Source organism: Moorena producens PAL-8-15-08-1 (genome assembly GCF_001767235.1).
GTDB classification, from domain to species: domain Bacteria; phylum Cyanobacteriota; class Cyanobacteriia; order Cyanobacteriales; family Coleofasciculaceae; genus Moorena; species Moorena producens_A.
This window is the reverse complement of record NZ_CP017599.1, coordinates 7,996,001-8,008,169: the sequence shown is the minus strand read 5'-3', so window position 1 is coordinate 8,008,169 and position 12,169 is coordinate 7,996,001. Positions and strand designations below refer to the sequence as shown.

The following is a 12,169-nucleotide window of genomic DNA, read 5'->3' as shown; positions in this document are numbered from 1 at the left end:
TCCTAGGCACATCCAAGAAAATCAAATAGCAAATGCATTGCCTGATAACTAGCACGACGCACAGCATCCACCGTATTAGAAGCATTATGGGAGCCAAAAATACACTGTTCAAAAGGCCGTAGCGCAGAGGCTTCCGGTAATGGTTCCATTTCAAAAACATCTAAGGCTGCCGAATGCACCTGTCGTGAAGACAATGCCTCCACCAATGCTGCTTCATCAATCAATGGACCTCGGGCAACATTGATCACCCGCACCCCTCGCTTTGCCTTAGCTAATGTTTCTGAATTGAGCATATGATGATTTTCACTAGTTAACGCACAGGTCAGCACAATCAAGTCGGCTTCTTCCAAGCGTGCGGGCCAAGCAGCAGGTTGTACTGCTTCTAATCCCTCCACTGCTTGGAAATAAGGATCGTAAGCAATTACCCGCATGTCAGCTGCTAACAGCCGCTTCGCCGTATTGCGCCCAATATCCCCAAACCCAACTAAAGCAACCGTCTTATCCCCTAGAGAAATGCCTGCTGGTTTTAGCCATGTTCCTGCTCTAACGGCTCGGTCAATCATGAAAGTCTGTCGTGCTAGGGCAATTACATAGCCCATGGCAATATCGGCTACTTCCGCACCAAACATACGAGGGGTATTTGCTACTAAGATACCATTATCATTCGCTGCTGTAAAGTCCACATTATCAACCCCAACACCCCACTTGACTGCTGCTTTTAGCTTCCCAGATTTCCCGTTCTGAAACACTTCGCGAGTGGCAGGATCGTCGCCAATAATCCAACCGTCATACTGAGGAATGAGGGACTTTAGTTCTTCCACGGATAGGGTTTGCACTACTGGAGGACAATCAACTTCAATGGCTTTTGCTGCAAAGAGTGGTTTGAATTCATCCATCAAACCTAACATGGGTGGACAGGTAATTAATACTTTCATCAATTCTTCGCGGCTGGATACCCCATCCTTCTCTTTTGGTGGGGAGGAAAGCCGCGCCTCCAATTAGTGGTTTACAATTAAGCCCGTCGAACGTCTTAGAAGTCGGACTTTCCGGGCAGTGAATTGTCCGATTCGCTTCCAGTTGATATCGCTAACGGAAACCTGTCTTGCTGTTTCGCCGCTTACCCAACCTCGATAGATTTTCTCAGCCTTAACAGCTTCAACATAGTCTCCTTTACGAAAACCATAGCTAGTAGTTGTACCGCCGTATTTGCGCCGTTTTCCACCTTTAGAAAACTGCAATAAATGTAATTGACGGCGACTTATCGGAGCACGTTTAATAACAGAAAAGGTGGCATCGGTCACATCACAGTTTTTTGGAACGCTTAGCTTCCCTTTGTTGTGATAATAGTTTTCGCGTCGGAAGAAATGGGTAGCAGCTAAAGCTATCCCATCTACTGCATGAGTATTGATAGTTTGCCGACTTTTGTCAGCCTTGTCCTTAACCAGTCCTAGAGCCTCCCTTTTTAGGGCAGTCTCCCAGCCTTGTTTTTGAGTAACTGGAGCTATTTTCTCTAACTGAGATATTGACCAATATTGACCTACCATCACAGGAGAAAATCCCTTATTTCCTCTTGCTTTGACTACTTCGTAGACAATGGCTTTCAATGGATACAAAAGGCTAAGCTCCTTGACTAACCGTTGTTCTAGCTGACGATTCGCCCGAATCGAAGGAGGCACCTTTTTGCCTACTCTGTTCGAGAATCGTTTTTGCCTGTGAGACCTTTGCGAGTAAGGGACTTTTCTGTTTATTCGACGGCTCCTGCGAGTCCTTTCGGCGAAGCCGACGCTACGCGAACGCATCATTCGTCTAGTATCCATCCGCTCTCGAACCCTTTTGTATGGCAAAACTAAATGTCCTGTCCAAAGAGTAGCCTTGCCTGACTGGACAGCAATGCCAGAAAACATTTTTCCAGGGTCAATACCAACAGCAATGTCCTGGGTCTGCTCTCCAGATGGTTGATTGACCAACTGAACAGCAAAAACGTTTAGATCATTTTGATAAATGACAGCTAAACCTCGATTAAGCCAACGTCGAGCGCGAGAAGCTTTTGTAGGCATCAATGGTTTGCCATCAGGTGAAATGACTGGAACTCGTAACATGGTGATAAACCTCACGAGAAAAGTATTTGAGTTAATAACTCGTCCCCTTGACCACCGAATTTAAGATGTCCTGTCAAACAGCGACTGACAACACAGCCTTGAAGAGGTTCGGACTGGGGAAGAATCCGGACGTTCGTACCAAAATTCGGCTCAAATGGTCTAGTCAAACACGCATAATTGGTTGTTTATGCAAGCCCCATCCCTCTACAGGGTGGGGTTATTGACTGCTCATGCCGCTTGTACAACAGAAGAAGGATAGAGATACTGGGCAACTGCTTCAGCCATTTGCCAGTCCACTTGATCGTCAATATCAATCGACTCTAAGGGAGGAGTTTCAAACATCATAGGTTGCTTGCCAATCCTGGCTTGAGTGGCAGCGAAGCTTAAAGGTGTAAAAATGTAGAGATTAGAATTTTCTTCGTACCAGGGTTCCAAGTCCTGAGTTCTAATTAGGTTATTGGGATTGTGGTTAATGGCAGAACCATCTTGACGGTAGAAGCGAGTTTGGAAGCGATTAACTGTAAATAGCGAATCAGCAGTTCCCGTAGCCCTAGCCTCCAGAAACTGCTGAAGTGCCTTGCGAATTGTTGTGGCACTGAGGAGGGGATTTGTAGTGTGGGTCATCAAGTAAATATCGGCAGGTTCATTTGCTATGTCATCTGCCAGAATCCGGTTCATGCTGACGAAATCACCACACAATTCTGGTTTGCGATCGCGAATCTGAACTCGATCTGAATCGACCAATCCGTGTTCTGCCAGAATAGAGCGAGCATCTGTATTTATAATCACTTTTGAGACTTCGTTTAGCTCAATAAGTGCATTTAAAATCCACTTGAATAAAGGTTTACCGTTCAATGGCTTAAAATTTTTACCCTTGACTCGCTCACTGTTCGCCTTCATCGGTAAGAGAGCAATAATCTTAATATTTTCCATAAAAAATAACCTATAAAAATTTAGTAATACCAGGTAAATATTTAGTGAGATAAGTGGCGTAAAACTACTCTAGCTGGAGCTCCTTCCACTCCCTTGAGCTTAATTGGTAAACATAACAACTCATACTTTCCAGTTGAAATATTCGTTAAATTCAAGCCTTCAATAATAACAACCTCGGATTTTAGCAGAATTTGATGAGTTTCCGGACCATCATAAAAACGTTGCACTGACAAATAATCCACCCCAATTAACCTAATTCCCCGTTCAACTACCCATTGAGCCGCATCTGCTGTGAGCGCCACAAAGTCCGACTGAAATTCCCGCACTTGCGATCGCCACAGCCGAGAGTTCCGCGTGTGCAAAAGTAAACGCTGTGTGTTGGCAGGTAGAGTTAACTGCTTTAATACCTCTGCGGTGATGACATCCACATCATCGGGCACAACTACAACGTAAACCTCTCCGATTAGAACATCCAGAGGTAGCTGTTCCACACTTTGTCCCCCTGGAATGAAATGCATTGGAGCATCAACGTGAGTCCCCGTATGTACACTAAAATGCAGTGTTGTATCGGTAGCAATATCACCATGTTCTAAATCGAGGTGACGGTGAAATTCAATTGCTGGGCTACCTGGCCAGGTGGGAAGGTATGGCGATACGGGTACTGAAATGTCAATATACTTGCTCGGAGGATTTTGCAGAGGAGCCATAGTCAATGAGTCGTCGATTTTCATAAGAAAAGGTGTTCTGGTAACGTGATAAGCTGCGTGGATAATAAAAGGTTTGTCGCAGGCGGTTGCTGACTAGTCCCCTTTGCGCAAAGCCTTGGTAGGTACCCCAGAATTGCATTAAGCGGAATATAGGAATTGAAAGCAAATTTGGCTTGAAAACACCGTCATGCCATGCGTGATAGTAGTCACTGACAACATTTGTGGTGAAAAGGCGCACAAAATCCCAAAAATGGAAGTGTTCTTGGGGATAAATCTGTTTAAGAGCAATGGCTTCTCGTCGATAGCGGTTGTAAATGCGTTTGGGGGTTTCCTCATGAACATGAATAATTTCAGCTGCGGGAACGTAAGCAATGCGGTAGCCTAAGGGCATAATCCGTTTTGCCCAGTCCAAATCCTCTAAGCCTGTGAGGGTTTCGTCGTAGGGAACGTCTTCCCACAATGATCGCCGGATAGCAGCATTAGCATTGTTACAGAAAGGATAGTCTTGATCCCTGACATGAACCGACTGATCGGGAAACCAAGTAGCAAATATCTGGTTTTCCGAATACTTGGTTGTTTCGTTACCGCGTTGTTTTCCGTAGGTTAAAGCAATCTTAGGATCTTTAAAGGGAGCTAACAGCTTTTCAATCCAATCTTGGTAGATGGGATAAACGTGAGCACTGGCAATAACGATGAATTCCCCGGTGGCAACCTGACATCCAAGGTTAAGGGCTCGCCCAAAGGAAAACTCCTCCGGTTTGATGGATAAGAGTTTGACTCGATAGCGGGATGCAATGGATGGAGTGGCATCAGTAGAACCTGAGTCAACAACAATGATTTCTACATCTTGGATTGTCTGCTGCATGATGCCACTGAGCAGACGACCGATGTGTTGTTCTTCGTTATAGCAACGAATGATAATGGATGTTTCAGGCACTTTGCTTAACTATAATGGGGTTTCTAGTACAGCGTTGAGTATGTAGCAATTCTCAGGGACGTTTGAGGTGCTTTCGTCCTGGGTTTTAGGGAGCAGGGAGCAGGGAGCAGGGAAGACGTAAGACGGAAGAGGCAAGAGGCAAGAGGCAAGAGTGAAAAAATCCTGTGTACCTAATAGTTATGAAAAACGCTGTATAGTGTTTTTTTAATCCAAAAAACATTAGCACAATGGTTATTTTGGTATTGTTATTTTTAAGATAAACTTACTTTTTGTTTAGGTAAAACAGGTTGAGGTTTATTGGATTTCGAAACTAAAAAATTCCCCATTACCAGTAGATCGATATCACTGTAAGCAAATGTGCGCAAGGCATCCTCTGGTGTATTCACAATTGGTTCACCTCGTAAATTGTAGGAAGTGTTTAAGAGGATGGGAATTCCAGTGGCTTCACCAAATTTTTCGATTACTTCATAATAGAACGGGTTAGATTCTTGGCGAATAGCTTGTAGACGACCTGTGCCATTATGGCAGACAGCTTGAATTTGCTCTTGCTTATCTTCACGAATTGGTGCCACCATCTGCATATAGCGAGGCAGATATTGGTTTTGTAAGTTAGAACCATAAAAATACTGATTTACCTGTTCGGCTAAGATAACTGGTGCAAAAGGACGAAATGGTTCTCTAAATTTAATTTTGGTATTGACTATTTCCTTCATTTCTAGTTGGCGTGGATCGGCTAAAATCGAGCGGTTTCCTAATGCTCTTGGCCCCCATTCAGCACGCCCCTGATATAAGCTAACTACCTTACCATCCAAGATGGTACTCACAACTTGATCTGATAATATATCTGTATCTTCTATTTCTTGATACTGTAAACCCAATCCACGGATAGCCTCCATTTGTCTGCTGACACTATAACTGGCTCCCCAGTAAGCATGTTCCATGACAAATTGGCGAGGACGATTCAAAATGACATGGTATACGTAAAGTGCTGCTCCTAATGCTCCCCCAGCATCCCCAGCAGCAGGCTGTATAAAAACATTTTCAAACGGTCCTTCCCTTACTATACGACCATTGGCAACACTATTTAGGGCAACGCCACCAGCCATGACTAGATTACTGTGTCCAGTTAAACCATGTGCATATCTAGCCATCTTCAAGACGATTTCTTCAGTTACATACTGAATACTGGCTGCGATATCAGCATATTTCTGATTTAATTGAGCTGTTTGTTCATTCCAATTAGGATGGTCACGATTTGGATGGGTCTTTAGTGTATAAAATTCCGAGTCAGGTTGGCGAGGAGGACCAAAAATATCAGTAAATTTATTATTATAAGTATGCTGTGTCGAGTAATGAAACGAAAAGTATTTCAGATTAAGATGAACACTTCCTTCATCATCTATATCCACAACCTTCAAAATTTCCTCAACATAGTTAGGGCTACCATAGGGTGCCATTCCCATAACTTTATATTCACCATTATTAACTCGGAACCCCAGAAAAGCAGTAAAAGCCGAGTATAATAAGCCAACGGAATGTGGAAAGCGAAGCTCACGAGTTAAATTAATCTGATTCTGAACATTACTGTCTTCATCCCATTTTGCCGTTGCATATCCAATGGCGGCAGTAGTCCATTCACCAACACCATCTACCGTTAGCACCGCCGCCTCTTTATAGGGAGAAGCAAACATGGCACTGGCAGCATGAGACAGGTGATGTTCCACAAAAAGGATTTTTTTGACATCAATACCGATTTCTGTTTGAATTTGACTTTTAATCCAAAGTTTTTGATTAAACCAAGCAACCATTGATTCCCGAAAAACCGGGTAGGAACGAGGGAAAGTGGATAGTGTTGTCAGAAGAATACGCTCAAATTTGAGTAGAGGCTTCTCATAAAAAACCACATAGTCTAAATCCCCAGCCTGTATTCCAGCTACATTTAAACAAAATTGAATTGCCTGTAGAGGAAATCCATGATCGTGTTTTTTACGACTAAAACGCTCTTCTGCGGATGCAGCAATCAACATCCCATCATGCAAAAGTGCAGCAGCCGCGTCATGATAATAGCAGGATAGTCCCAAAATATACATCTTATACTTGCCTTTGTACTGAGTCTAATGTACTAATAACTGATCTACGATTGTGCCAAGAGGTAACTGACTTTGACTTGATATTCAAAAAATCGGTGAATAACCTGGTAATAATTGCAAAGGGGACAAAAACAGTAAAATAAAAAATGGTCAGAATCACTCGTGCAATAAAATTTCCAAGAAGAAGACCAAAACCTTTCCAAGCCTTCCAAATTTTGCGTAACATATTAATTAGTCTCCAAAGTATGAGGGTGTGACATGAGCTCTTAAAAGCTTACTAGATACAGCGTTGATGCAATGATCTTAGGCTTGATACAGTCCCAAATTGACCCTACGAATGATTTTAATGAAGCAACGAAAGTATTATCAACTCTGCGTTTTAGCTTATTTCATCACCCCCTCAGGTATTACCCAACAGTCTAACTCTAAGGGCGGTAGACAGATAAGTTGGGATTGATTTGATAATCGACATCTTTGAGCGCCCATACTTTCGACCTGACCAAGCCACAGGGATTGTTGTATACCTATACTTTTTAAGAATACCTTTTAATGCCATCTCCATTCCAATATTGTAGCCATCAGCGGTTGGCTTAATTTCTTTCAAAACTAGTTTTCTGTATGCCTTAAATGAGTTGGTGATGTCACTACAGTTTGTACGGAAAATCCACTGGAGAAACGAATTTCCCAACTGTGACAAAAATCCCTTTACTGCTGTGGATTCAGTGATTTTTGCTCCAGCCATAAACCGTGAGCCAAAGACCATGTCATTCCCATTTTCAATGAGCTGGATGTAAGAAAGCACGTCGTCGAGTGAATCGCTGAGATCGCCGTTGAATGGAATCAAAATGTCTCCGCTGGCGACACTAAACCCTTTTCGTAAGGCCTTTCCATACCCTGGAGGATTTCCTCCTTTCACTGCAACAACATTTTGGTGTGACTTTTCAAAGGATTTAAGAATCTCCCATGTTCCATCAGTACTATCATCAACTGCAACAAGTTCAAAGTCGATGTCACGTTTGGACAAGTATGCATATGCTTTTTTCATGGTCATCTCTCCATATGCTGCTTCGTTCTTGAATGGAATAATTAGTGATGTCTTCATAATAAAACTAATGAATGAGTCTTGTGCTTACGCACTCTTGCAGTTGCTTACTACCCATTCTTGCTCAAGAATTGTTACAGTTGGATGCGGAATAATGAACTTACCACCAGCATTGAGATAGTCGGCATATTTTTTTATAAAGAAATCTAGAAAATTCCAGGCAAGAACCAAGTAGTAATCTGGCTGCTCGTTAATTACACTTTCGCAAACAATGGGAATATGAGTTCCAGGGGTGTATCGACCAATTTTGTATTGATTGATTTCGACCGCACATTCGACGAGATCAGGCCCGATGCCACAGTAATTGAGTAGCGTGCTTCCTTTAAGAGGAGCACCAAGTCCAAACACACGCTTTCCTGCCCCTCTAATTTGCTGGAGAAGCGACACAAGCTCTTTTTTGTTCTGTTCCACGCCCTTAGAAAAGTCGAGATATGTTTGTAGTCGATCAAGACCGAAGCGTTTTTCCTCAGAAATTGCATCATCGATTTTTTTCGTCGTAGGAAAAGGTGACTTTTTTCTGCCTACATATAGAACAAATGAACCACCATGAATGGGAGAGAAATCCACATCTAATAATCGCAGGCCATATCTGGAGAAAATATCTCGTAGAGGGGCAATCCCATGAATCATAGTGTGTTCGTGATAAAAATGATCGAATTGTTTTTTCTCAATAACATCTTTCAGATACACACATTGGGTACAAAAAATGGTGTTCTCCTCCATGAGGATGTCTAGACCTTGGACGAAGCTATGAAGGTCTTCCACGTGGTAGAAGACGGCGGTGGCAGTGATCAGGTCGGGATAGATTCCCAGACGTTTCATGGCCTCAGCAGTTTGCCTGTTCCAAAAGGCCTCTAAGACTGTAATTCCTGCCTGTCGAGACAACTCACTGCTCCCCTTGCAGGGATCGATGCCAAGAACCCGCAAACCACGATCACGAAATTTTGAGAGCAGCGTCCCATCATTGGCACCAATATCAAGTACAAGACTATTTGGCGGGATGTCGAATTTCTGCAAGGTATTATCAACCAGTTCCTCGAAGTGGTGAACTACTGGCTGATTTAACCCAGTGACGTATGGGTGATTTGTGAACATGTACTCTACAGGAGGAAATTCTTCCAATTGCACCTGCCAACACTGAGTGCAGACTGACATAGCAAAAGGGAAGTTCTGTTCGTTATCGATCTCATTCAATGTAGGAAAAGTATTTCCATTTGGCTGTTTACCAAGGTCAATAAACTGCTCCAGTTTGGAACTTTTGCAGTTCATGCAATACTTGTTTTTTTTCATAGCAAAGTAATTAGTTAAACCGAAAGAAATATTTTATTAATAAAAAGCCTATGAATCGGATTATGTTCCAGCAATTATCTGATAAATATAGCAGCTTTTTTTTCGGCAATATTTGAGCGATATAGATCAAAAAAAACTGACGGGGTGACAAACAGCCTTAAAAGCCTTACTGGGTGTGGGGTTTTGGGTAATGCCTGAAAAGAAACATCCCCTTTGCTGGCGGCTGTTGGTTGCGATGCAGTGGCCTCACGGGGAAACCCCATTTGGCCGACTGCATCGCTTCTATTTTCCCCACACCCCACACCCAAAACCCCACACCCTGTCTACTTTTTAGCCTTGTTGTCACCCCTGAAGCAAAAAAACGCCACATAGGCATGTAATCGTAATAAATTACCGAAAAAAAATGCTCTTTTAATAATACAAAAAACATATACATCTGAATGTATAAATGACTGTTTGGCTAGGATTTGTCGTTGCTTCGCAAAATTTCAAAACCATTGCCTGTATAATCTTTACTATAGTGTTGCTTGATAAATCGTTCCAGCGCGGGAAAGCTATAATCTGTGTCTATTCCTGACAACCTTGGCTTTTTGTGTACATCAATAATGAATGCTGGTATATCTTGTTCCAGCTCTTCAATGAAATGCTTCCTCAACTTCTGGATATAAGGGTTTGATACATGGAGATAGAACTGAAAATCAGTAATATAGGGGGTTGCAAGAACCGCTTTTGAAATGAGCATTGCATGCAGGGTTCCTCCGCCCCAATCCAGGGGTTGAACCTTGTCAGTTGGTAATAGATTCTCATTCAAGTACGCTGCTATTTCGTAAACGCCAACTCTTCCACTCTGGACTGAAAATGGCGGGCCTTTAAGAAGTTGCTTGAAAGCTACACTTGATGGTCGCACTGTCAATACGGTAATAAAGACGAAGATGAAGAGGGGAAAAAAAATCCTCGGAAGGCGTAGGCCTTCAAATGAAGGAGTAGAAAAGAGCATAAGTGCTGTACACAAGCTGGCAAAATATGTATACGGCATCCAGTGATATAGCCAGAATTTTCCACCGATAGCAACAGATATGCTGTAGAGGATGATTAATGAGAACAACAATAGGGCTAACTTTTTAGTTGCAGGGGGTGAATGTTCCGCCCAGACGTGATACACACCAAACATTGAGCCTAGAAACAGCAATCTAAATCCTCCAAACCATATATACAACTTTAGATTATAAATAAAGCGAGAGATAGTTCCCATAACCTCCATATTCCCAGCCAGTTGAGAATATAGAGGTGTAAATGATGAGAGGATATCCCAAAAGGATGAGATTGCCCCAATTCGCCAAAGCCATATAAAAGGAATTGCCAGAGTTGATAGAAAACCGAGGAGCGCAAAGAGGCTCCCTATAGTGCAAGTCTTGATAAAGGTTTTTGCTGACCTTGAGCCATCAATGCAATATATGGAGTTATAAATAACCATAGCAGGAAGCCCTATGGCCATATGCGGTTTGATTAATGCAGCAAGGGCAAAGAGTGCTCCCACTAGAAAATTTGTGAGGTTGACCGAACGCCAGGGACTATGCCGTGTGGCAAGTAACACAGCAGTAGCCATTGGTAATATGGCAATGAAATCTCTTTCAAGGCTCATCTTGGGACCAGCTTCCAGATATATAAGACTAAACAGCAGGCAGCTTGCAAGCGCGGTTATTCGGCCAGCTGGTCTCATAACAAACCACGTTACTGTCAGCGTTGCGGTGAGCCAAGCAACATCCACCATCCGAAATGCAAGATCGGAGTAACCAAACATTTTTCCCACTGCCATGTGGAACAGGTACGTACCTGGCATGTTGATTTCAAAGATGTCTCGGTAGGGTGCAAAGCCATGCTCATTAATTAAATAAGCAATGTAGTGCATAAAAGACGTATCGAACTCTAGCGGCCAACCCAACGATAAGACAAGCTGCACTAAAAAGAGACTAGCTAGCAAAGCAAGGAACAAGTACTTTGCGCCATCTACAGCTTTGTAGAAACGCGGCTCAGATTTTGATTGTTGCATTTTCAAGTCCCCTGAATTGCATAGGAAGAACATAAAGGAAGATTATCCTTCAAACTTCCTGTATAAAACTGAAGATGATTATAGGTTGATGCACCGCTGAGCCGAACGACGGGAGGGCGGATATCGGTTGAAAAATCTAGGTTTACGGCTTTAATATAGGAAGAGTCTAAAGCGAATGCTTCAGCTATTTTACAGGCATATTGGTATCGTGAAACGGCTTCTGACCCCACGCAATGAAAAATGCCCTGGCTATCGTGAAGAATGATTTTATTCAACATGGCAAAAAGATCGTTAATCCACGTTGGGCAATTCACAAGATTCGTGAATGCTGTGAAGTCTTGATGAGAGGTTAATGCTTTACAGACTAAACTCACAAAGTCCCCAGGAAAACCGTACAGTTGTGCCGTGCGAACGATTGCGTAGTTGGAGAGTTGTTTTATAATGAGAAATTCAGAAGCTGCTTTGTCCATTCCATACTGGGTGGTTGGGCAAGGAGTATCCTCCTCCTTCCATAGGTAATCATACTTGCCAAAAACGTAATCCGAAGAAAAGAATATCATTCGAGTTTTGGATTCTAAGCATGCTCTAGTAAGTAGTTTTGTGATGCCATAGTTCGTTGCCCGAGATGCTTCTTTATCCTGCTCGCAGAAGCGGAGATTTTTAAGAGCTGCTAGATGTACAACCAGGTCAGGATTATGTGTTTTGAATAGGCAGGATACAGTAGTTTGGTCTCGCAAGTCGGCACGAATAGTACCCTCATGGGGCTTAAAATCTACGGGTATGACCTGATGACCAATCTTGCCGAGATAGCCGGTGAGTTTTATTCCTATTGCTCCTGCAGCACCAGTTAAAAGTATCCGCATATGCAATTTCAATAGTCTTTAATTATACGAATATAGCAATCAATTTTTAATTGAATAGTACTTGACGCTGTAAATATATTGACAACTTAAGCGGCGAG

12 protein-coding genes are annotated in these 12,169 nt (G+C 42.7%); 1 reads left to right on the top strand and 11 read right to left on the bottom strand.

The window, feature by feature from the left end:
• Window positions 1–2: 2 nt before the first annotated feature.
• From BJP34_RS29270 to BJP34_RS29230, 9 genes are all read right to left on the bottom strand, one after another.
• Window positions 3–935 (bottom strand): phosphoglycerate dehydrogenase, encoded by a 933-nt coding sequence (locus BJP34_RS29270; protein ID WP_070395382.1) that lies wholly within the window; start codon window positions 933–935, stop codon window positions 3–5.
• Between the two features lie 63 nt (window positions 936–998).
• On the bottom strand, window positions 999–2,099 hold the full coding sequence (locus BJP34_RS29265; protein WP_070395381.1) for an RRXRR domain-containing protein: 1,101 nt from the start codon (window positions 2,097–2,099) through the stop codon (window positions 999–1,001).
• Between the two features lie 228 nt (window positions 2,100–2,327).
• Entirely contained in the window at window positions 2,328–3,032 is a 705-nt protein-coding gene (locus BJP34_RS29260) for an acylneuraminate cytidylyltransferase family protein (RefSeq protein WP_202972038.1), read from the bottom strand.
• A 41-nt stretch (window positions 3,033–3,073) separates the two neighbouring features.
• The gene (locus tag BJP34_RS29255; RefSeq protein WP_070395380.1) at window positions 3,074–3,739 is read right to left on the bottom strand and encodes a cyclase family protein; all 666 of its coding nucleotides are present in this window, start codon (window positions 3,737–3,739) and stop codon (window positions 3,074–3,076) included.
• Window positions 3,702–4,676, bottom strand: coding sequence for a glycosyltransferase (locus BJP34_RS29250; protein WP_070395379.1), 975 nt, complete (start codon window positions 4,674–4,676; stop codon window positions 3,702–3,704). The genes BJP34_RS29255 and BJP34_RS29250 overlap by 38 nt, the downstream gene beginning before the upstream one ends.
• Before the next feature lie 85 nt (window positions 4,677–4,761).
• Window positions 4,762–4,896 carry a hypothetical protein gene (locus BJP34_RS49640; protein WP_267876408.1) on the bottom strand — a complete coding sequence of 45 codons (135 nt, stop codon included), beginning with the start codon at window positions 4,894–4,896 and terminating at the stop codon, window positions 4,762–4,764.
• 31 nt (window positions 4,897–4,927) lie between these two features.
• Window positions 4,928–6,766, bottom strand: a complete 1,839-nt coding sequence (locus tag BJP34_RS29245) for a carbamoyltransferase (RefSeq protein WP_070395378.1) — start codon at window positions 6,764–6,766, stop codon at window positions 4,928–4,930.
• Between the two features lie 400 nt (window positions 6,767–7,166).
• The gene (locus tag BJP34_RS29235) at window positions 7,167–7,868 is read right to left on the bottom strand and encodes a glycosyltransferase family 2 protein (RefSeq protein WP_070395376.1); all 702 of its coding nucleotides are present in this window, start codon (window positions 7,866–7,868) and stop codon (window positions 7,167–7,169) included.
• A 27-nt stretch (window positions 7,869–7,895) separates the two neighbouring features.
• Window positions 7,896–9,158 carry a class I SAM-dependent methyltransferase gene (locus tag BJP34_RS29230; protein ID WP_070395375.1) on the bottom strand — a complete coding sequence of 421 codons (1,263 nt, stop codon included), beginning with the start codon at window positions 9,156–9,158 and terminating at the stop codon, window positions 7,896–7,898.
• Window positions 9,159–9,348: 190 nt separating this feature from the next.
• Here BJP34_RS29230 and BJP34_RS44770 point away from each other — a divergent pair, with 190 nt between their 5' ends.
• A complete protein-coding gene (locus BJP34_RS44770; RefSeq protein ID WP_158517534.1) occupies window positions 9,349–9,492 on the top strand; it encodes a hypothetical protein in 144 nt (47 codons plus the stop codon).
• 126 nt (window positions 9,493–9,618) lie between these two features.
• Here the strand turns inward: BJP34_RS44770 and BJP34_RS29220 are convergent, their stop codons facing one another.
• Together BJP34_RS29220 and BJP34_RS29215 are read right to left on the bottom strand one after the other, a co-directional pair.
• A complete protein-coding gene (locus BJP34_RS29220) occupies window positions 9,619–11,208 on the bottom strand; it encodes a hypothetical protein (RefSeq protein ID WP_070395373.1) in 1,590 nt (529 codons plus the stop codon).
• A gap of 2 nt (window positions 11,209–11,210) precedes the next feature.
• On the bottom strand, window positions 11,211–12,083 hold the full coding sequence (locus BJP34_RS29215) for an SDR family oxidoreductase (protein WP_149031241.1): 873 nt from the start codon (window positions 12,081–12,083) through the stop codon (window positions 11,211–11,213).
• Window positions 12,084–12,169: the final 86 nt, after the last annotated feature.

Coding starts and splice junctions, on each gene's coding strand:
- BJP34_RS29270 (WP_070395382.1), bottom strand. CDS start 935: ATGAAAGTATTAATTACCTGTCCACCCATGTTAGGTTTGATGGATGAA.
- BJP34_RS29265 (WP_070395381.1), bottom strand. CDS start 2,099: ATGTTACGAGTTCCAGTCATTTCACCTGATGGCAAACCATTGATGCCT.
- BJP34_RS29260 (WP_202972038.1), bottom strand. CDS start 3,032: ATGGAAAATATTAAGATTATTGCTCTCTTACCGATGAAGGCGAACAGT.
- BJP34_RS29255 (WP_070395380.1), bottom strand. CDS start 3,739: ATGGCTCCTCTGCAAAATCCTCCGAGCAAGTATATTGACATTTCAGTA.
- BJP34_RS49640 (WP_267876408.1), bottom strand. CDS start 4,896: ATGTTTTTTGGATTAAAAAAACACTATACAGCGTTTTTCATAACTATT.
- BJP34_RS29245 (WP_070395378.1), bottom strand. CDS start 6,766: ATGTATATTTTGGGACTATCCTGCTATTATCATGACGCGGCTGCTGCA.
- BJP34_RS29235 (WP_070395376.1), bottom strand. CDS start 7,868: ATGAAGACATCACTAATTATTCCATTCAAGAACGAAGCAGCATATGGA.
- BJP34_RS29230 (WP_070395375.1), bottom strand. CDS start 9,158: ATGAAAAAAAACAAGTATTGCATGAACTGCAAAAGTTCCAAACTGGAG.
- BJP34_RS44770 (WP_158517534.1), top strand. CDS start 9,349: ATGCCTGAAAAGAAACATCCCCTTTGCTGGCGGCTGTTGGTTGCGATG.
- BJP34_RS29220 (WP_070395373.1), bottom strand. CDS start 11,208: ATGCAACAATCAAAATCTGAGCCGCGTTTCTACAAAGCTGTAGATGGC.